Genomic DNA, 20,201 nt, shown 5'->3' with positions numbered 1-20,201 from the left:
TGCCATCACGTATGGCAGGCAGTCATTACTAAAACATCTCTTTTATGCGTATGCATTGGGGACAACTATCAATATCAGATTTTCTTAAAAAATCCGATTTAGATATTATCACTGAGTTATTCATCCCAGAAAACTGCAACTGCCCAAATAAATTTATTTTTGACTTCTTCTCTGAATATTTAGATTTCCCTTTCCTTGATTCACAACCTTCTATGATATGCATCTCTTTAGTCCTTTCAGACTCAAGTGCATTCTGCGAAAGAAATTCAGAGACACAACCCATTAGATGTTCATCTTTATTAGAAAAATGCTCTAATAGAATATCTTCAAGAACACCTGTTTCACTACTTTTCTCATGATAAACATAACAACCAATTTCGTGATCATTATATGGCAAAATTATACCATTATCAGGTGTAACGCTAAGATTGAATTCTTCCTTAATTGAATTTAACCTTGCAGGTACACCTTCTTCATCAGCATCAAAAAAGAAAAGAAACTTGAAGCTGTAACCTAAATCTTTTGTAAAATCATCATCACCTTTAAGTTCAGAGTAAGCTTTAACCAACTTACTCCTTTCATCTTGCCTTCCATCCCCGCTAAGATTATGGAGGAAAACGATGCTATTCTCTTTCTCTAAAGCCAGACATGGAAGAAGATAGTTAGGACTTTGATAACCTAACTTTCTATCTGTCAGCACCATCGATTCTGCTATTTTCCTGAACAGAATATTAAAGGGCATTGGGAAGTTTTTTATTTTATCATTTTTAGTAACAAAACCCGCAACCTGTAAAATGCGTGTTATAAAAGCAATATCATGCTGGCCTTCGCAGGCTACGACGACAACTTTATTATGAGAGTTCATGTCTTAGCCCCTAATATCAAGATCGATACTATCAATTAAATATTTAAAACGCTCACCATCTACTCTTTTTGTCGAAATCGTTCCACTTTCATTCAACATTCTAAACCCAGTGAGCTGTTCAGTTTTGTAGTCGTTTTCAACAAAAGCTCTAATACATTCATCTGAATGGGACGTTAAAAAAACCTGAACATTGAAAGTATCAGCTAGCTCTTGAGTTAATCGCGTAAATTGCTTTAATAAACTAAAGTGAATTGCAGTTTCAAATTCATCAATGAGTAGAACACCATTTCTACAAGATGCAAATGCTAGAGCAATGTAAAATATCCTTTGTATTCCTTCACCATAGCTAGTTAGATCGAAACTTCTATCTAGAGAATACTTAGATTCCACCAAAAATCTTTTTACATCCATCTCTTCGGTATAACGTACGTCCACTATACTTTCGTCGACTCTTTTCATGAAGTCAATTACAAGATTCAGAGCTAATTTAGTGTCTCCATTAGGCAGTGTGATTTTCAATTCAACACTTTTGTTATAATCGCTAACTGAATCATCGATATCATGAAAATACGGGCTTTTAAATGAAGATGCACATAAGTGTGAGACTTGATCTGAAATGCGCTGCATACTTTCGTGTACATAAGTATGAACGGTGTTAGTAACTTCAGTATTATCTATTTGAGAGGATAATTTATATGATGCTACGTAGTCGTCTTTTTTATCAATTGTAGCAGCATCAAACTTCTCCATGTGAATGGAAACATCCAACCCATTAAAATTACCACTCACATCAATTTTATCTTGGAACACTGCATTCAAAAAAACGGGGCTTAATGTGGGACATTTGTTTTTATGCCTAATTAATTTAAAATAAGAAGCCATATCGTTTCTTTGCGTCAAGAGGTAAATAGCCTCAAGCAAACTTGTTTTTGCAGTATTATTCAAGCCAGCAAATATATTAATTCTATTTAAATTATCAATATTGAAGTTTTTAATTTTTTTGTATTTATTTATTCTTATTGTGTCGAAATGCTTTTTAACTGCAAACTCAAACACTGTAGTGTGGTTTCCACCTTCAATATTTAAAGTGCTTTTCTTAGGGATTATTTGCAAGAGATTTTCTTTTGCTTCATCTAAAATCTTTGTGTCATCAACACCAATCAAAGTACGATAGGTTAATAATCCTTTAAGAGAGTCCGAAAGATTATTTAATGCATTATGGTAATTTTGCTTATCAACCGAACCACTTGAAACCAGGCCCCTTGCTAAACTTCTTTCATCCTCCATTACTTTTAATGCATTTTCATTATCAATGAAAAGTGCGAGATCCCTTATTTCTAAGGACTTAGTAATTATTGGTTCAACCTCTTTATAATCATCCCCATTATCATAAAAATCATCCTCATCCTCTTCGTTGTCTTCAGGTTCTGAGTATACCTCCGTTTTAGATATCCATGAAAATAGCCGCTCAAGATTTATTTGGTTACTTGCAGAATATCCCGCATCATTCCATCCCAGCCAATTTTTAAGAACTGGTTTTTTCATTACCTCTTCGAAAATACCAACCATATCAGGTGAAAATTGCTCACTATAATCACTTAACTTATATAGCTGTATAAGGTTGTACACCCTTAGCATTGAACGTAGGCGATGTTTAGTAATCCCCAAGGAATTCACCAGCTCATTTTCTTTATTCACATAATCATCACGACCTTTTTCCTCATAAGGTTTCAGAAAGTCATGAAGTAATTTAGACTGATTAAATGTAGACCACTTTTTATTTCCGCTTATATGCTTCAAACCCATGACAATCAGATGTTTTTCATTCTCCTCTTTGCTATGGATTTCAAAGGGAACGCTTCTGAAAATAGCAGGATCTAGTTTCCCTATATCAAAGCCATTATCATGTGCTTCCTGTAAGGCTTTAAGAGCGGTAACACGCCTATTCCCTTCTAAAACTAGATAGCGGTTATCACCAAGCTCTCTAACCTGAATTACGTCCACATCCAAAAAACCATTGGCTTTGAAGCTTGCAATTAAATCTCTAATATTTTCCTGGCCTTTTCCCTCAATAAATGTACGACTTCTTTTTTGTATTTGGGAATCAAGAAGATTTTCTTCATTAACTGGTTTGTGATTTTTATTATCAACAAACCTATAGTTGTTTGGATCTAAATATAAATTCTTTAGGTTTCTGCTCAGTCGGGTAGTTCTGAGATTGTCTTTAGTCAGATCAGTTGTCATAGAGTTTTCCTATTGATTATATCTGATAATGTATAATGGGTTGTGTACCAAAACAACTACCATATTTTGTGCTTGCGCGCGCTCGTACCCCCGCCACGCCTGCCCGCTTTATGATGCGGTTTTCATGCACCTGCATGGCATAGACGAAAGACCGTCAGAACTGGTGGGCCGAGGATTAAGCGCTCATATTCGAATCATGCGGATTCATGCGGCATAGTCATGCACTCTCCCCTCTAGTTTAGGGTCATCCACAGAAGCGGGTTTGTGGGCGCTTTATCCCTCTGCTTCACAACGACCTTCTGAGCACGCACCGCGTACAGCCGTAAATGATACGAATTCTTTCCGATAGCATCGGCGGGTTGGGTGATGCGGTAAAGCGGCGCAGGTGTTTGTGAGAAATGAACTGACACTGCGGCTAAAACGGATGAAAAGATAGATTATTGAATTAGGTATGAAGCCGTCTCATTCAAGCAGCACATTTGTAGCAATCCATCTCAATTGAGTTAACAAATTGGCGCTCACACATGCATCCAATCAAGGAGTGGTTTTTTTTTTGATTTGTTTTATCTTGTTTGAGAAGCCATGCAGATTAAAGGATTATCATGAAAAACTATAACACTCGGATAGACCCAAGGCTAGTTTCAATATGGGAGCGTATTAAATCCCTACCTGAATTACATACTTTACCGATAGAACATATTTACAAGCTTGCACTTGAAAAGGGCTTAACAGTTATTGAAATAAAAGATGTGACATTTGGTAGTTTTATAACAGTACCTGGAATTTTGCTCAGTACAAATTCAGGTAAAGTTATCTATCCAAGGATCAGAGCTGAATCATTAAATTTTTACACTGAAAGCATAGCTCCAAGAAAGGAAATGTCCGATTTTTGGCGCTCAGTTGATTGGTTCGTTCCAGCATATGTCACTAATGGCGATATTCATGATGCATTTAAAACAGCAGGGGTTGACCCTGGAAATTTCCGTCTGCGGACCGACAGTTTTAATCAAAAGCAATTCGATTATGCCATGCCTAGTATTTACAGCGTTGGTCAAATGGTTTTAGTCGTAAATCAAATATTACCTAAGTCAGAAATCATAAAAAAACACCTCCCAATAATTAAAGAGTCAATGCTTGCTTTTTACAGCGGAATGAGGGTGGCTGCGATAGCTTCTCTAATTCCAATAATGGAGGACATTTTAAGATCCCTCGTAATTGAAGGTGACAAATCCGATGACTTAATTACCAATATAAATAAATGCATTGATGCAGCTTGTATGACAGCATATAAGATGGATATAGATTATGTTGATTGGGTCCCAAATGAATATGCATCAAATGAATTTTTAAAATCTACAAATGAAAGAGTTTTTATACTTGAAAGCATTCGAGCTTGGCTATTAGACAGTTTTTACATTGACAGCAAGAAATATTGCAATGAATCTGGTTTTAATCGGCATCATTTTGCGCATGCATTATCTGATATTTGGCACAAAAATACGAATTTCTTTCGAGCCATTGGACTCATTCAAGCGCTGGCATTTGTTGAGTGTTTTGCTCACCCAGATAGTAAAATTAGTATTTTTTTACCTGAGCCAAATGAAACGACAAAATCATTTCATATAGAAATAATTGCTTGTACTCAAATGCAAATGCAAAAAAAAATAATTATAAATAAAATCCAAAGTGAAAACGGCCTGCCTCATAGTGTTACAGCATCGGATGATGGCTGGTTACTAAGATCTGCAATATTAAGTGATTTAATGGATAAGGAAATAATTAGATCGTTAAGGAATAATGGATGGCAATGTTGTGATTTTATAGACCCGGTAAAGGATGGTGAGTACATAACAGTCAAAGCCTTTAAAAATGGTGAATCTTTAAAAATTGCCCTTCTGTATTCTTGCGCATCTTCGCGGCAACTCTATGAAAAGCTATCATTAGAATGTGATGCAATTCTTTTCCATGGGGCTGCTTATCATATGAAGGAATATGCGGGGGCCGTTGAAAACGTTTATCCTTTGAATGCATGGATTGCCCCTATGTAAACAATAAACATGCTTACCTTGTCGCGCGCAATGCTTTCCCTGCCACGCCAGTATGCTTATTGGATTATTTAATGCATTAGCTAACCTAAGCTCAACTTACCCCGGCGGTGTAGCTCAGATACCGTGAAAAAGGCTGATTTAAGGGCAAGCAAATATGTTGCATTAACTAATCTAATAACATCTGGATTTATACTATAGTTCTCACTTCCGAGAAGCTTAGATCCAGAATCGAAGTAGCTTGCAACTTCTTTTGCATTCAGAGGGCCATCATTTGTAACATCCTCCAGCGGGATTTTACCAACGTCGCTTTCGAATTCAGAAATAGCTTTTTCAGTTAAGCAATAGTCAAGCTTGTGAGCAAAGCTATTACGGAGTCCTGAAAGCCTGTTTATAGCAATAATGATTGACTCAGGAAGACCAAGAGTTTTTGCAACATTTAATTTAAAATGCTGCTTTTGTTTTTTATCTAAGAAAAGATCATGATATTCCTCATGAGACACTTCCTTGATGTAAACATTCGTGAAGTTTTCCATGATAAGAGCCAGATTAAGCACAACAGATAAAACATCATTATTCTTAATTAACCTCTCATATCTTTTATTATCTACAAAAACTTTAAAGTCATGATTTAAAGGTATCATTTTCATCATCCTTAACTACAAAAATAACGCTAATAACCTGATAACTTATATGGAACATTTACCATATTACAATACTTTTTTGCTGTTGCCAGCTATCGTTTTCCCAATGAACTGGAGGATATACATTATTTTTTATCTTCGTCCATCCTCAGGCCACTTAACTCAACACCATTTGCGCTGCCCTTGCGGATGTGGATTGCCATTCTTGGGTATTGGGGGTGCAGGTTTTTAAGCAATTCCGATTCCAATGCATCAAGCGTTGATTGGCTAATCTTTTGCTCTTTATCGATCATGATTTCAATTCGCATCGCAGCTACCTCAAGGATTATTTTTCAAGGGGTACAGCCGAAAATACGACTGAAAATTGTTTGTTCGCCATCGCAGTATTGCTCGCGATTTCAGCTATCAGATTCAGTGCAATCTCTCTATCACGTTCTCTGCACATCCCTTCACTAGTTAGCCGAGCAATCAACTCGACACGTTCAAGCATTACCCGCTCTTGTAATTCGTTGTCCACGCGCCCTCCCCAACAATCACTGTTCATCCATACAGTAACATAGCATTTAGTTTAAGCGGAAGAAAAATGTGTCAGTTGAAACAGGTTTTTATCTGCATGATATGAAAGATCTTTATCACTATTACCCTAGCGACTCACATCAACCGCACAACCCCTGTTGTTGCCTGACAATTTTTCCAGTTTCGTTAACCCTAGCCTATTGGTGAGCATTTTTTGCTCTAACCGAATCTGCTAATCGGTTAAATCTCGCTAATATGCAGCCCTCTTTTGCTTCTGGTTTGGCTCTCAACAAATCGCCGCACGCTGAAGCACGACACATTTTTCCAGCTATCTCAGTCTGAGTTCCACCGATTAGGCGCACAGCAAGCCCGCGGCTAATAGTTTCACCGCAATAATCTCTCACCTGGCTAATCACTTTGTCGCAAGCAGCCTCTATTTTTTCCGATCGCCTTAACTTCCTAAGCCGTTTTCTAGGCTGCTCAACCCTGATTCGGGCAAGAAGCTGGCGCCGTTCTTTGCGACTCATACCGTCAAAGTCGATTTTTGCGTAACTTTCCGGCGGGTTCGAATCCTCAGCTCTCAAACCTTCCGTACAGTTATTGACAGAACTCCGAGAGGACGCAGGCGCGTCCAAAAATTCAAAGGCCAAATCAAGGTCAACATCCAGTGCAGAAAGCGGCTTCGGTGCGCTTTCATACATGGCATCGATTGAACGTTTTGGGACGATCTTCCACTGTGCCAAACGAGTTAGTATTGGCGTGTCTGCTCCGACTTCAGTAGCAAAGACTCCTTTAATGCGCACGGTTACTTCGCCGTACTCATTAACATCCTCGCCTGGCTGGTACCATGTCCGCACAGCCAAATCATCACGACGAACAAACGGACCACCCTGTGCGTTAACGTAACCAGCCCAATCACCGACGTCGGCTGCATCATGTGCTGCAGCAAACTCAACACTTAAACCGTGCGCCGTTTCGCTGTCAGCCATGCGACGCAGCTCGCGGTATACAGTTACCGGCGCGCCGCCAACAAACTGGAACTGGCGAATGTGCCAGCGTGCAGCCCACGCAGAAACCGCTGGTGCAGTCTCCTTAAGTTCTTTTCCGCTTTCGTCGTCCAGCTCGCCATCGAGAGCGTAGCCATCGATATTCTTGGAAATATATTTAGCTACGTACCCAGTGGCGCTGCCTTTTTCCGGGTCGATAGCTTCAGCATGAAAACGCGCTTTGCGTGCTTTATCTGTTGTCAGCTCGCCGCTGTCTTCCTGATATGCGTAATCGCGGATAATCCGACGAACTTGATCCACGTCTTCAGGGCGCATAAACATCAGCATATGCCAGTGCGGTGTGCCGTCGTGGTGCGGCTCGGCTACGCGAATACCGAAAATGCGAATATCCTCGCGGTGCAATTTGGCGCGGATTCTTTGCCAGACGTTGCAAAGGTAACGCTGCGTATCCGCCGGGCTTGCACCATTCCATTTCCGATTACGGTGTCCGGTCTTGATTGTTGCGTGAAAGCGAGCCGGGGCGGTAAGTGTGTAGAACTCACCAATAAAACCCATTTCATTGCAAATATTTTCAAAGCCACGGATGCGCGTCATTAACTCGCAGCGACGGATCGCTGGATTGGCCACACTTCCGTCGTATTTGTCGATCAGGCTGATGCGGTTGCCTTCTTCGTCTTCCAGCTCAAGCGACTTTAGAAATTCGCGCGTGCGGCGCTTTTGCTCGCGCCATTCCGCGACATTCATATTGCTGGCGTAAGGGGTGTGTTTTTTGCTTACGTTCGCCAGCGCGATCTGTAAATGTTCGCGCCATGAGGCGGCGACGCGGCGCAGTCGACCTTTCCACCACTTTTCGGTATGCATGCGCCGGATCGCAGGGGTGACTTCTTCCGGGTCAAAGAGTCGGGATGTGACTTTTTCCCACAGTGGCGGGGTTTGGCTGAACTCGCGTGTGATGGTTGCTGCTGTCATGTATACGCGATGAGTGTATTTGTAATCTGACTCATCTTTTGCCTGATGGTGGGCTTGCACCAATTCAGCGAGGATTAGATTAGCAATATCGCCTGCCAGCAAATCAACATCAGCGCGCGCCATATCTGGAAGGCGATTAAAGCGGCGCATCAAATTATGTAATTGCCCGCCAGCAACAGCTGTGTTTTCACGATCAGTAGCATTTCCGCCAAGGAGATTCAGGGTGCTACCTTTCATTACACCAAGGCGATATTGAGTGCTGACAATCTCAACGCGTGGCAATGTGCGCTCTACGAAAGTCTTCGTAAAGTATGCATTGGCACGGGCTGTACCCTGTGTTTTTTCAAGCTCACTGGTGCGGCGCTTTACGTCGAGCTGCACCAGTGCCGGCTGTTGCTCAAGTAATTCCTGCGCACGCACTAAAGCCGCATTCATTTGATTGCGGCTGTGCATTTCCTCATAGGTGGGATAAGGGCTGGCGATAGCTTCCCGTGGAGCGTTCCACGGATAAGCGTATTGTTCAGTCATTGCGTTTCACCTCCCACGACTGGCGTTGATTAGAACCATTAGAGCTGTGTAAAATCGCCTATCAAATGGACTTTTAAGAGAACAAAAATGAAAGATAATTACGTTGAAGGCATTGCCAAATCTCAGCTTGATGATGAAATTACTCGCATAGCAAAAAAGGCTCAGCGCCGCGAACTCAGCGGAAAGGAAATGGTTACCGCAATTCAAAATGAAGACGGAACTATTTATCGTGTCATATGCATTGAAGGAATGGGTGCATATATTTACTTGGCAATGGAAATTACGGGCATCGGTCTTGTTGATTTGCATGCTGAAAACCTTAATCCTGGTAAATACGATTCACTGTTCATTTTTAAATAATTAATCACTGGCGGCTTTGTGCCGCCATTTTTCAGCCATGTTTTAAATTGTATTTTTCAATATATCTTTCGGTTCTTGTCTTACTTTCTGCACTGTATGAGATCCCCCCTAATCGCTCATTTGCTGGACCACGCTTCGCAATAATTTCAGATGCGCACTTACCTTTACCGGCGGCAACCCCAACCGAGCGAGCCACAGTGATTTTGGTAATGTCGAAAGCGCGATAAATACTGCGGGTGAAAAGCGTGTCGCTATTGGACAGGATTACCGGGTTATGCTCGGAAATGCCCAGCAGATAACAGGCCAGAGAGTGCTGGTCGTCCTCATTAAATCCACCTGTGTGATATTCGGTGAACGTGCCGTGATATGGCGGATCGCAATAAACGACATCATCAGCCTTTACCATGCCAAGCGTTTCCTGATAGCCAGCGCAAATGAACGTCGCGCGCTGCGCCTTCTCAGCAAACATTTCAATTTCATAAAGCGGGTAATAGGGTTTCGCGTAATGTCCGAAAGGAATATTAAATTCCCCCTTGAGGTTGTAGCGGCAAACTCCGCGATAACCGTGGCGGTTCAGGTACAGAAAATGTGCCGCACGCTCCAGCAGGGGCATTGATGCATTTTCATTAAATTCTTTGCGCGCACGGTAATAGCTTTCTTCAGTCGTGTTTTGGCTGAATAAAGCCATCGCCACCACGATAAACGGACGCGTGTGTTCTTTAATCTGGCGGTACATATTGATGAGGTCGGGATTAATATCAGCGACCAGATATTCGGGGTAATCGGTATTCATCATAACCGCGCATGAACCTGCGAACGGCTCAACAAGGCGATTACCAGCAGGAAGATGTACCGACAGCTCAGTCATTACACGGACTTTACTTCCCGGCCATTTCAAAATGGTATTCATAAGGCAGCCCCTTTGTAATGAGCGCTTTTAAGCTCGCTGACTTCCTTGCATGTCACGCAAACAGAAACGCCCGGCAGCGCACGGCGTCGGGCTTCAGGAATTACGGCATCACATGACAGGCAGAAAAATTCGCTTGCGCCGGTAGGGTGCTGTTTAGCGTTTGCCAGATTGCGCGCCAGTTCTTCTTCAACGCGCTGCTGCACCAAGTCCATTGAATCCGCCATTAGTGCAACGCCTCCCGCGCTTCGCTCTCATAACGCTCAGCTTCCTGACGCAGAAGCTCTGCAGCTTCAACACCGCTCAAGCCTTTTTGCTGAATGCGCATAGCAAGATCAGTTAAACGTCGAGCTACCTGCATGCCCCGCTCGGCACGTTCTTCTGCGCGGGCGGATGTGATGATTGTGGAAAGCTGCTCGACATTTGCGTCGAATTTCCGTGTTTCGATATTTCGCATATTTAAATCTCCAGAATTTGGGCAAAAGAATGCCCGGCGGGTTTACGCCATTAATTTTTGAGTCTTATTTACTCAGGTAAAAAACAGTCAGCAGTTGAAAAGCGGCCAGGCAAAATTCTGCCCCAACGCGCAACTTTATTCATTGCGATGATTATTAACTCGCGGCGGCGTTCATCGAAATATTCAAAAGGCTTTCCGATTTCCTCCGGTTTGAATGTCTTGGGATTATCACGATTAGCCAAGGTCATTACGCAGAACTTAAATTCATCATTCTGGTTGTTGAAATAACGCAGTGCCGGGTTTGCGTTGTTATCACGCATCTGACGCCACTTTTTGCGAAATTCATCAAACGTCATTGGCTGAAGCTTATCAACACGTGCACCCATCAAATGAATTTTGGAAAAACTGGCGGCTTCGTGTTGTTTCGGTACTTCCCATAAAACTCGCGGCATATTAACCACCGATAAGTTTACGCAAGCGGATTAACAATCCGGCGCGTTTTGATGTTAGATCACGTAGCAGAGATTTCTGGTCAGCACATGGATGCCAGCGCTTGCCGTTCTCGCCCATAATCCAGCCGTTACCATATGACATAGACGGGCTTTGGCGCTTGAGGTGGGCTGCAAATGAAATCATCGCGCGCCTCTCAGTTCAAACCAACTGAAGCGCTTAGGCCGCTGATCGCATCAACGGTAGACGCTAAAGTGGGGTTTGAATGAATGCGGCTCTGGACTGCAATTGCGGCCAGCATCAGGCAGCGAATGCCAGTATTGGCCGCTTCGACAACACCACGGCGGCAGGTGGCTGTGATTTTCTCAGCGCTTGCCGCTTTAGCTGCCAACATGCCAACCTCGGCAGTTGCTTTCAGCACGTATGCTGAATACTTCTCGTCTGCTAGTTCATTCACCGGCACACATGGAAGACATTGCAGTTGTGCTAACGCTCCATCTATCAACGTCGCGTCTTCTGTCAGATCAGTCAGCAGAAGCATTTCGGCCACAGTAAGTTGATGCACTTGATCGGGATTCAACTTATTACGTAAAGCCTGAACTTTCATATCGGCTTGCTGAGCCAGCTCTGTCATGTTGTGCGTAAGAGCGAACTTGCGGCAGGCTTCGTCAAAGTGGCTGTGGGTGGAAACCTTAAAATCAAACATGATTAGTCCTTGTCTAATATCTAAGATTTATTACGCATTAAGCGAAATATCACATTCGCTCAGCGCTTGGATTGTTAGTGCGGCCATGTTGATTTCGATTAAGGCTTTTTTCTGAGTTCCCTTAGGTTTAATGGGCAACTTTCCGTATTCAATCAGGTTTTTAGCTGTTTCGTACTTTGTGCCAGTGCGTCGGCAGTATTCATCTAGCGGGAGATAAGGCTCAGGGATGACGATTGTAATGCTAGGTCGCATGATGCAAACTCCATTAGGTTTACCGATAGGTCAATATCGGTCAATGTAGGTCAATATGTTCACTTAAGCTAACGAGATGGAGACTATACCTCCATAAATGGAGAGTCAAGCTACATGAGTTCACATCTAAATTTTTCTTTCCCGTCTTCAAGCGCTGAAGCCCTTGACAGAGTTGTCGAAGCCTACGGATTCAACTTAAAAGTTGAACTCGCAGAACACCTTGGCATAGCTTCCAGCAGCCTGTCTTCGCGCTATAAACGTGAGGTTTTTCCAGCTGATATCGTTCTACAGTGTTCGATAGAAACCGGTGCCAACATTGATTGGTTAATTTCAGGAAAAGGTGAGAGCTTTGGAAAAAGCGCACCAGTGGGCAGTAGCATAGATAGACTAAAGCTAATTGATGGCCGACTTGAGGATGCAGGCAGTCTAATTTTTGATTTTTCTTTGCTTAATGATGATGTGGCTAGCGACCAAAATTTGGTTAGTGTTAAAGATAAAGACGTGAACTACATAGTCGCACGTAGATTGGATGAGATTCAGGATGGGCACTGGTTAGTGGAGATCGAAGGAAAAGTCGGTTTTCGCTCCCTTACGCGAATCCCTATTAGAAAATTACGCGTAGGCTCTGGTGAAACAAGCTTTGAATGCGGAATTGATGACATCAAAGCAATTGGTAAAGTCGTTCTGACAATAAGTTGATATGACGGTACGAAAACTCCCCACAGGCCAATGGGTCGCTGACTTCTACTCTGTTAACCGGAGTGATGGAAAGGAAGGAAAGCGAGTCCGAAAAAAATTCGCCACCAAAGGCGAAGCTTTGGCATTTGAAAATTACACTCTTCAAACGATAGAGGACTCACCTTGGCTCGGTGATGGAAAAGATCGCCGCCGCTTAGCTGATTTGGTTCATTTGTGGTTTGACCGACACGGCATCACATTGTCTGATGGTGAAAAGCGCAAAAGCACTATGCTATGGGCTGCCGAGTGTATGGGCTCTCCTTTAGCTACAGAATTCAGTGCGCCACTATTTACTGCTTACAGAGCAAAGCGCCTTAAAGGGGAGTTTGCTCGTACCAAGCGTATTGCTCAAGTCTCTCCTCGTACCATGAATCTTGAACACGCCTACTTTCTGGCCGTTTTTAATGAGCTTAAAAGGCTGGGTGAATGGTCTCCACCCAACCCACTTGAAAACGTGCGCCAGTTTCGCATTGATGAAAGTGAGATGTCTTATCTGACTGATGAGCAGATAGATCGATTATTGGAAGAATGCCGAAACAGTAGCGCTAAAGATTTAGAAGCGATTGTGAAGGTGTGTTTATCCACCGGTGCGCGCTGGGGTGAGGCTGAGACTCTGAAACGCTCGCAGATCACGCCGGGTAAAATTACTTTCATTAAAACCAAAGGTAAACGTAACAGAACCATACCCGTTGACGCAGCCCTGCTTGAACAGTTACCAAAGAAAACAGGCGCAATTTTCACACCTTGTTACTACGCCTTCCGAAATGCTCTGGAGCGCGCTGAAATTGAATTACCTCCTGGACAACTGACGCATGTTTTACGCCATACCTTCGCCAGCCACTTTATGATGAATGGCGGCAATATTCTCGTGCTGCAGAAAATCCTCGGACACACCGACATAAAAATGACAATGCGCTATGCTCATTTCGCTCCAAACCACTTGGAAGAGGCGATCAATTTAAACCCGTTAAAGTGTCGCAAAAGTGTCGCATGAAGTTAGGATTATTGACCTATATTGCCCGATATTGATTTTATAACCCATTGATTATTATCTAAGTCATTGATTATCGGTTGGCTGTTATGGTTCTCATAATCGCTTGGTCGCTGGTTCAAACCCAGCAGGGGCCACCAAATTTAGTGATGAAAATCATGCAGTTAAGCCACCTTCCTTGAGGTGGCTTTTTCGTATTTGGCTTTCATTGCCCCCTTTTTGTCCACCGAGATCCAAAAGCTAGACAGCAGCATCTATCATTTGTGAACATAAGACGCTGGAACTAACTCAATGCGTAAGGAATACCTAATGATTTATGATTGTTTTTTATACTACGACGAAGATATGCTACTTGATATAAGATTAAATACTTTGGACGATGCCGTAGATTATTTTGTCATTGTAGAATCTACTCATACATTCACTGGGAAACCTAAGAAATTAAATTTCGATATAGATAAATATGAAAGATTCAAAGATAAGATTATCTATGTTGTCTTTGATGAGTTACCAATTCTAAAAAATGGTAAAGCAGGGAACTATGATGCCTGGGCAAACGAGGCTGCAACAAGAAACGCTATAATGCGAGGATTAAAAAAGGCTAAGGATGAAGATTTGATATTAATTTCCGATGTTGATGAAATTTTTAACTCAGCAATTGTAAAAAAAATAAACCCCAAAAAATTATGTACGATATTGTATATGCCTTTTTATAATTATCAATTTAATCTTCAAGTATTCAATGCTGACGGATCAGAGCGTCAATGCCGATTACCACGGGCTACTAATATGCATAATCTCAAACATTATTTTGACGGTAAGCCAGAGTTGTTCCGAAACATAAAGAAATCAGAATTATACAGTCATTTTATTTCAAGAAACTGGTTTAAGTTACGCAGCAAGGTCATAAAAAATGCAGGCTGGCATTTCTCATGGATTATGACTCCAGAACGGATATCAGAAAAAATGTCTTCAATTTCTCATACCGAATATGATTTACCTCATTTAAATAATAAAGAGCACATTATTGATGCGCTGAAAAATGGTAAAGATTTATGGAATAGGGAAAGAAAACTTGTCAGGCAAGAATTAACTAATGATAAATTCCCATCTTACCTTGTTGCGAACAGAGAAAAATTTAAACAATTCGTCTTGTGATAATTTTAGGTTGACAATAAACGGTTAATTCTTAGCGTCATTTAAACTTTTGGAAAGCACAACCACCTATAATCGTGCTAATTTTTAATGACGCCTGACACTGTTTTTACCCCTCTGTTTTTCAGTCCATTCGAATCAGTCAATTTTACCGCAGCCCCCTAACCAATCATGGCCAAATGGACATTGCTTACGCTCAAGCAGCAGATCCATTCAAGATCCAATAATCTGCAAATAACAATCTTGTCTTTTTCTCATTGATCTGTGCAATTACCAAGATCCAACATTGATCCTTCAAACTGAAAAGCACTCAAAATCTTTTCAAGATTTTAATTTGCCTAATTACATCAGAAAGCCAGCAGCCGCGTGCACTGGCGCATCGGTTTGCATAAAAATAAAACTGAAAAATTTTTATGATGTAAAACCCACAGCCGGGTGCGATGTAGCGCCGTTTTCGTCATTGTGGGGCTGTTGCTGCACCTGTGCCCTACTGTGCGGATGATCCATGTGAGGGTGATTAGTCGAGTGGCTGTTCTGATGCGTGCGGCTACGTGCGTTCTGTGTGGTGTGATAGCAGGCATAAAAAAACGCTGTGTTAGCAGGTCTGGTGAAGTGGATAATTTACCGATAACTTGAGAATATTTCGCGGCGAGTGCAGTGACATGTATGGCACTTTTCCCGATGGCGACTCTGTTGGTTGGCTGCCCGGTAGACGGGTGCGTATGACTTGCCATTCACTGCATAAGCGCAACACTGTCAAGCATCAACTGCGCCACGTTGATTTGCTCTGAACCAATCCAAACCACTGGCGCGATAATCTCCTGACGTGTAGCCGCGACGCTTTGCCTGATTTCGTAAAAGATTAGGCTCAACATAAGCCTTGGCTGGGAGATAAAGCGGATAAGCGAGAAGATCACCCGCTCCAGCCGAGTGAAGACGGTTACGCCGCGCACTGTTAATTTGGAGCTGGCATATTTTAGGGCAATGTTTAACGAGCTACGCCGGTTAGATTAATGAACTGCTCCGAACTCGCTTGAAAACGTGCGCGAGTTTAAAATCAGTGAATCGGAGATGGCGTTTCTCACCATTGAGGAAATTAAAACACTCCTCGCTGAATGTGGGAACAGCCGTTCTAAAGATTTAACTACTATTATGAAGATCTGCCTGGCAACTGGCGCACGTTGGAGTGAAGCCGAAGGCTTAAAGGGCAACCAAATCCGCGCCGGTCAGTTCATCTATGTGAAAACTAAAGGCAAGAAAAACCGCGAGGTGCCGATAACTAAAAAATTACAAGCTGATCTGCCAGCCTGCAGGAAAGCACAGGTGCTCTTTAAACCTTGTTACTTAGCCTTTAGGAAGGCCATGCAACGTGCCGGTATCGAAACACCTGCTGGGCAGTTTTTGCACGTTTTGCGCCACACGTTCGCGTCTCATTTCATGACGAACGGCGGCAATATTCTCGTACTTCAGCGGATACTGCGGCATACAGATATTAAGGTAACAATGAGATATGCGCATTTTGCGCCAGATCACTTGTCAGAAGCTATTTTACTTAACCCTCTCAGCAAAATGGAATCGTGATGGAGAAGGAAATTCCGTGTGATGATTTAGAACTCGAAGAACTCCTATGCGTTAGGGTTTTCAGTAATACATTTCATGTAATTGGCTTGGATAGGTATTACAAAGCGATAACAGAATGGGCTGAAAGAAAAGACTTAATAGGCGAAGAGTCTGATACTCTCCTTATTCTGGCATCTCTGAATTTAGAGCCGATACCTGATCGTAATGAAGTAGAGCAATATCTAAAAATTTACCAGCGAGAGATGAACATACAAAATCCACATCCTCATTACAGCGTATTAGTATGGCTACGGATGCAAATAGGATATTTGATTGCTTCTAAATCCGGTGAAGATGTTGAGGGCAAGCTTGCATTATTTACTCATTATTTCTTAGATTTTCCGCCAAGAGTTTTCGCCAGATCAGCGAATATTCTATCCAATTTTTATTGGGAACTGTTTGACGAAGCAATACCTATCTTTTATTCGAAAGCTTCTGAAATGAGTGAAAACGAACTCATTTTGCATGTTAAAGAGCGTCTAACCCCCCCTCTACAGGAAGTTAGACAACTCTGACTGGATGGGAATTCTAGCTAGAGAAATTTTTGTGTAGAAATGGCAGCAGAGCGCAACGCTATGTGCCACTTTTCATCACTATTCGGTTCAAAGAAAACATTAAATTCAGTAAATTACCGATTCCACTCGCTATAAATTTTAACTTGTTACCGCTTGGTCGCTGGTTCAAATCCAGCAGCGCCACTAATTTTAGTAATGTAAATCATACTGTTAACCCATCTTTTTCAAGGTGGCTTTTTTGTTTGTCATTCACAGTGGCGATCAAATGGCGATACGTTTTCTAAAGCGATTCTAAATATCAATCACGCTCCAACTCATTCACCTGCCAACGCACCGAACTTACGCCCTTCTCCAGACTAATGCGGCTCACCAGGCTTTCCAGCTGATCGGTTAAAGTGGGATTGCCAATCACCTCAGCATTCACCTCCATGCGATGCGGCGGATCCAAATCCTCACTGTGCAGTGATTGCAGGCGCAATCCGCTGCCGCCCAGCGTGTGCAGCATTAGGCTGCGAACCTGAACCTCATCCTGCGCGAGGCAGATGATTTGTACTTTGTAGTGTTGCATCGCTTCGGCTGCTGAGACGATGGTTTGGCGGTTGATACCCAAAGCCAGTTCACGCAGCAGTATATTCGCGCACAGGATCACCACGCAGCCGAGGGCCGCCTCCAGCAGCAATCCCATGCTGCACAGCACGCCAATGGCGGCGGTGCACCACAAGGTGGCGGCGGTATTCAATCCGCGGATGTTCAAGCCATCGCGCATGATGACTCCGCCGCCGAGGAAACCGATACCGGAAACCACATAAGCCGCAACGCGTGACGCATCCGTAGCGATGCCGGGCACGCTTTGTGTCATCAGAACGAAGAGACAAGCGCCGGTGCTCACCAGCGCATTGGTGCGTAATCCGGTCATGCGTTGACGCAGTTGGCGCTCACTGCCGATCAGCGCACCCAAAACCAGCGCGACAGTGACGCGCAGTAAAAAGATTTTCCAATCCATGATAGACCTCAATCCGCAGCTTTCTGTTTGCGGAACAACAGGTTAATAAATGGATTACAGACAGTGCGAATACCGCTGGGAACCAGCCGCATTGTGCTTATGAAAAGGGGTGATTCTGGAAGGAAATTCACCGTCTTAACGCGCAGTTAAGACAGCGTGAAGGCTATCTTACCGCGAGGTCCTGCTGTAATCGTTTGGGACTTGTGTCCAATGCCGTTCTCCTCTTGGGTAAAAATTCGCCGCGATTCTAAAGTGACTTACGCAGCATTGCCAACTCAAATAGCCCGTTCGTTTACGTTGGGTTAAAACAAAAAACCCGCCGAAGCGGGTGTATGGAATTGTTATCGCCCCGTCGTTAGCCAACGACTTAGCGTGCCCGAGTTAGCATATCCGCTGATAATGGCGGCATAGCTATCGAAACGGTTGCTGACTTCACTGACCTGGTTGTTGTACAGATCGCTTTCTGCGCTCAATACATCCAGCAATGAACGGCGGCCTAAGTGATACCACTGATCAAAGAAGTCCTTACGAATCCGATCGGATTCCACAATCAGGTTTTTATACAGTACGGCGCGTTCCGCTGTTGAGTGGGCATTCTGGTTGGCAGCACGCACACGATTTTCCAGATCGCGGCGTTGCTCCTGCACCTGCTGACGACTCGCCTCGGCACGTTTAATCGCCGCAATTTCCTGAGCGTTGGTTGAACCGCCGCGGAATAAGCCCCAGCTAACGTTCAGGCCGGTTTGCCATGCCTGTTGTCGTCCGAGCTGGTCTTCACGAGTGTTTTTGCTTACCGTCCAGTTGAGCTTTGGCAGGCCAGAAGCTTTGATCGCCTCTGCCTCTTTGAATGCTGCTCGCTCCTCAGCGCTGGCGCGCAAGATCAGAGGATGGACATCCAAACTCGTCAGTTGGCGGTTTAAATCACCAAAGGAAAGCGCCCACTTATCGCTGGCTGGTAACGTCACGCGGTTGTTGCCCATCAGGCGATTCAGAGTAATTTCAACATCCCGCGCGCGAGACTCGGCATTTTCCAGGTAGCTTTGCGCTTGCAGTAAGCGCCCTTTTGCCTGCGTCAGTTCACTGCGACGTCCAGTATCTGACTGAACAATACCGCTGAGCATTTTGGTCAGCTCCGCCATACGCGCCAAATACTGTTTACTGATGGCGATGACGTGCTGCTGTTTATTCCACTCAATCAAGGCGTTACTTACCTGCATCGCCAAATCTTCTCGCTGTGCCTGCACCGACTGTAAGGCTGACTTAACGCGCTCTTCGCGACTTTCAATGGTGCGACTGGTTTGGCCAAAGTCGATTAGATTAGTCGCTACTGAAACACCTAAAGACGGCATATTCCCTTGGTATTCATAATTTTTAGTTCCACCACCAAACTCTTTGGTTGCCGAAGCGGCGCTTACATCAACTTGTGGCCAGCGCTGACCTTTCGCTTCATCCACGCTGGCTTCAGCCGCATCACCCTGAGCAATATAGGACTTCAGCGCCGGGCTGATTCGCCAGGTGATACGCGCAGCTGAGAGAAACTTTTGCCGTATTTCACTCTCGGCAACTGTTTCATTAACTCCGCCGCTTAACGTAACGGGTGAAGTCGTTTCTGCCGCTGTAGTCGCTGCTGGAGGGCTAACATAACTAAAATCTGCCTTAGCGCTTTCAGCTGGAGCATAGGTTTTCGTTGCTGCCGCCTGCTGCTGACCCACATTTCGCGACGGTTGCATCGGGTTAAACGGCTGTGGTTCAGGTCGACGCTGATCCTCCGTCAGGAAACCTCCGCCCTGAATTTCAGCATGCTGGCTGGTTTTCGCGCTGATCTGTGCAGGACGTTCGGCGGCTTCGCGCTGGTGCGGCGCTTCTGCTATTGGGGCCGGTACGATTGACGCAACTGGCGGCTGAACTCGTGGAGTAATCGCGACCTCCGGTATCTGTCTTTCAACAAACAGCGGCGCAGGCGCAGTGAACGTTGGTTGCGCAACCTTTGCCGCAGGTGTCGTTGGAGCAGATGCAGGCGCCGTAGAAACTGGCAAACGTTGCGTTCGCACCGGCGCTGCCGCAGGAGCGACAGGACGCTGGCCGCTCATTTCCGCAAACATCATCAACTCACTGGTGGAATCAGCCATCACGTTGACCGCTGGCGCCATCACAACGGCAATACAAACGGCAAGCAGAGAGAGATGACGCGCCTGTGCATGGCGCATCTTGTTATTATTTTTCATGATT

20 protein-coding genes and 2 pseudogenes are annotated in these 20,201 nt (G+C 43.9%); 7 read left to right on the top strand and 15 right to left on the bottom strand.

Annotation, left to right across the window (positions count from 1 at the left end; all coding sequences use genetic code 11):
• Positions 1–28: 28 nt before the first annotated feature.
• Together PZBJ_RS13905 and PZBJ_RS13900 are read right to left on the bottom strand one after the other, a co-directional pair.
• On the bottom strand, positions 29–865 hold the full coding sequence (locus PZBJ_RS13905; RefSeq protein WP_101762953.1) for a DUF3226 domain-containing protein: 837 nt from the start codon (positions 863–865) through the stop codon (positions 29–31).
• A gap of 3 nt (positions 866–868) precedes the next feature.
• On the bottom strand, positions 869–3,109 hold the full coding sequence (locus tag PZBJ_RS13900; RefSeq protein WP_101762952.1) for an AAA family ATPase: 2,241 nt from the start codon (positions 3,107–3,109) through the stop codon (positions 869–871).
• A 602-nt stretch (positions 3,110–3,711) separates the two neighbouring features.
• Here PZBJ_RS13900 and PZBJ_RS13895 point away from each other — a divergent pair.
• A complete protein-coding gene (locus PZBJ_RS13895) occupies positions 3,712–5,157 on the top strand; it encodes a hypothetical protein (RefSeq protein ID WP_101762951.1) in 1,446 nt (481 codons plus the stop codon).
• Positions 5,158–5,237: 80 nt separating this feature from the next.
• Here PZBJ_RS13895 and PZBJ_RS13890 read toward each other — a convergent pair whose 3' ends face one another.
• The 4 genes and pseudogenes from PZBJ_RS13890 to PZBJ_RS13875 all read right to left on the bottom strand — a co-directional run bounded on the left by PZBJ_RS13890 (position 5,238) and on the right by PZBJ_RS13875 (position 8,818).
• Positions 5,238–5,798 (bottom strand): hypothetical protein, encoded by a 561-nt coding sequence (locus PZBJ_RS13890; RefSeq protein ID WP_101762950.1) that lies wholly within the window; start codon positions 5,796–5,798, stop codon positions 5,238–5,240.
• Positions 5,799–5,856: 58 nt separating this feature from the next.
• A pseudogene (locus PZBJ_RS13885) lies at positions 5,857–6,106 on the bottom strand (DinI-like family protein).
• A 17-nt stretch (positions 6,107–6,123) separates the two neighbouring features.
• Positions 6,124–6,315, bottom strand: a complete 192-nt coding sequence (locus PZBJ_RS13880; RefSeq protein WP_240632912.1) for a hypothetical protein — start codon at positions 6,313–6,315, stop codon at positions 6,124–6,126.
• Positions 6,316–6,511: 196 nt separating this feature from the next.
• Positions 6,512–8,818 (bottom strand): replication endonuclease, encoded by a 2,307-nt coding sequence (locus PZBJ_RS13875; protein ID WP_101762947.1) that lies wholly within the window; start codon positions 8,816–8,818, stop codon positions 6,512–6,514.
• Positions 8,819–8,905: 87 nt separating this feature from the next.
• Here PZBJ_RS13875 and PZBJ_RS13870 point away from each other — a divergent pair, with 87 nt between their 5' ends.
• A complete protein-coding gene (locus PZBJ_RS13870) occupies positions 8,906–9,178 on the top strand; it encodes a hypothetical protein (RefSeq protein ID WP_101762946.1) in 273 nt (90 codons plus the stop codon).
• A 31-nt stretch (positions 9,179–9,209) separates the two neighbouring features.
• On the opposite strand, the gene PZBJ_RS13865 is transcribed toward PZBJ_RS13870, so the two are convergent.
• The 7 genes from PZBJ_RS13865 to PZBJ_RS13835 form a co-directional block, all read right to left on the bottom strand.
• Complete coding sequence (locus PZBJ_RS13865) at positions 9,210–10,088, bottom strand: DNA adenine methylase (protein ID WP_101762945.1); 879 nt, start codon at positions 10,086–10,088, stop codon at positions 9,210–9,212.
• The gene (locus PZBJ_RS13860; RefSeq protein ID WP_101762944.1) at positions 10,085–10,312 is read right to left on the bottom strand and encodes a TraR/DksA family transcriptional regulator; all 228 of its coding nucleotides are present in this window, start codon (positions 10,310–10,312) and stop codon (positions 10,085–10,087) included. The genes PZBJ_RS13865 and PZBJ_RS13860 overlap by 4 nt, the downstream gene beginning before the upstream one ends.
• Positions 10,312–10,542, bottom strand: a complete 231-nt coding sequence (locus PZBJ_RS13855) for a DUF2732 family protein (RefSeq protein ID WP_101762943.1) — start codon at positions 10,540–10,542, stop codon at positions 10,312–10,314. The genes PZBJ_RS13860 and PZBJ_RS13855 overlap by 1 nt, the downstream gene beginning before the upstream one ends.
• Before the next feature lie 68 nt (positions 10,543–10,610).
• Positions 10,611–10,928 carry a hypothetical protein gene (locus PZBJ_RS13850; protein WP_240632915.1) on the bottom strand — a complete coding sequence of 106 codons (318 nt, stop codon included), beginning with the start codon at positions 10,926–10,928 and terminating at the stop codon, positions 10,611–10,613.
• Positions 10,929–10,995: 67 nt separating this feature from the next.
• A complete protein-coding gene (locus PZBJ_RS13845; protein ID WP_101762941.1) occupies positions 10,996–11,178 on the bottom strand; it encodes a phage filamentation protein Fil family protein in 183 nt (60 codons plus the stop codon).
• A gap of 10 nt (positions 11,179–11,188) precedes the next feature.
• Positions 11,189–11,698 carry a phage regulatory CII family protein gene (locus PZBJ_RS13840; protein WP_101762940.1) on the bottom strand — a complete coding sequence of 170 codons (510 nt, stop codon included), beginning with the start codon at positions 11,696–11,698 and terminating at the stop codon, positions 11,189–11,191.
• Positions 11,699–11,728: 30 nt separating this feature from the next.
• Entirely contained in the window at positions 11,729–11,950 is a 222-nt protein-coding gene (locus PZBJ_RS13835) for a regulator (RefSeq protein ID WP_101762939.1), read from the bottom strand.
• 114 nt (positions 11,951–12,064) lie between these two features.
• Between PZBJ_RS13835 and PZBJ_RS13830 the strand changes: the two genes are divergently transcribed.
• The 5 genes and pseudogenes from PZBJ_RS13830 (at position 12,065) to PZBJ_RS13800 (ending at position 16,969) form a co-directional block, all read left to right on the top strand.
• Positions 12,065–12,649 (top strand): phage repressor protein CI, encoded by a 585-nt coding sequence (locus PZBJ_RS13830; protein ID WP_101762938.1) that lies wholly within the window; start codon positions 12,065–12,067, stop codon positions 12,647–12,649.
• 1 nt (position 12,650) lies between these two features.
• Complete coding sequence (locus PZBJ_RS13825) at positions 12,651–13,682, top strand: phage integrase (protein ID WP_101762937.1); 1,032 nt, start codon at positions 12,651–12,653, stop codon at positions 13,680–13,682.
• A 288-nt stretch (positions 13,683–13,970) separates the two neighbouring features.
• On the top strand, positions 13,971–14,837 hold the full coding sequence (locus PZBJ_RS13820; RefSeq protein ID WP_276308737.1) for a glycosyltransferase family 17 protein: 867 nt from the start codon (positions 13,971–13,973) through the stop codon (positions 14,835–14,837).
• A gap of 891 nt (positions 14,838–15,728) precedes the next feature.
• Positions 15,729–16,415: pseudogene (locus tag PZBJ_RS13805) on the top strand (phage integrase); the annotation flags it as partial.
• Positions 16,415–16,969: a hypothetical protein gene (locus PZBJ_RS13800; protein WP_101762933.1), complete on the top strand. Its 555-nt coding sequence runs from the start codon at positions 16,415–16,417 to the stop codon at positions 16,967–16,969. The pseudogene PZBJ_RS13805 and the gene PZBJ_RS13800, both read left to right, overlap by 1 nt.
• A 298-nt stretch (positions 16,970–17,267) precedes the next feature.
• Here PZBJ_RS13800 and PZBJ_RS13795 read toward each other — a convergent pair whose 3' ends face one another.
• Both PZBJ_RS13795 and PZBJ_RS13790 read right to left on the bottom strand, forming a co-directional pair.
• Positions 17,268–17,972 carry an MgtC/SapB family protein gene (locus PZBJ_RS13795; protein ID WP_101762932.1) on the bottom strand — a complete coding sequence of 235 codons (705 nt, stop codon included), beginning with the start codon at positions 17,970–17,972 and terminating at the stop codon, positions 17,268–17,270.
• A 341-nt stretch (positions 17,973–18,313) separates the two neighbouring features.
• The gene (locus PZBJ_RS13790; protein ID WP_101762931.1) at positions 18,314–20,197 is read right to left on the bottom strand and encodes a TolC family protein; all 1,884 of its coding nucleotides are present in this window, start codon (positions 20,195–20,197) and stop codon (positions 18,314–18,316) included.
• Positions 20,198–20,201 lie beyond the last annotated feature (4 nt).

Origin of the sequence: Pantoea endophytica, from assembly GCF_002858935.1 — a bacterium.
GTDB classification, from domain to species: domain Bacteria; phylum Pseudomonadota; class Gammaproteobacteria; order Enterobacterales; family Enterobacteriaceae; genus Pantoea; species Pantoea leporis.
This window is presented reverse-complemented; position numbering and strand designations above follow the sequence as displayed.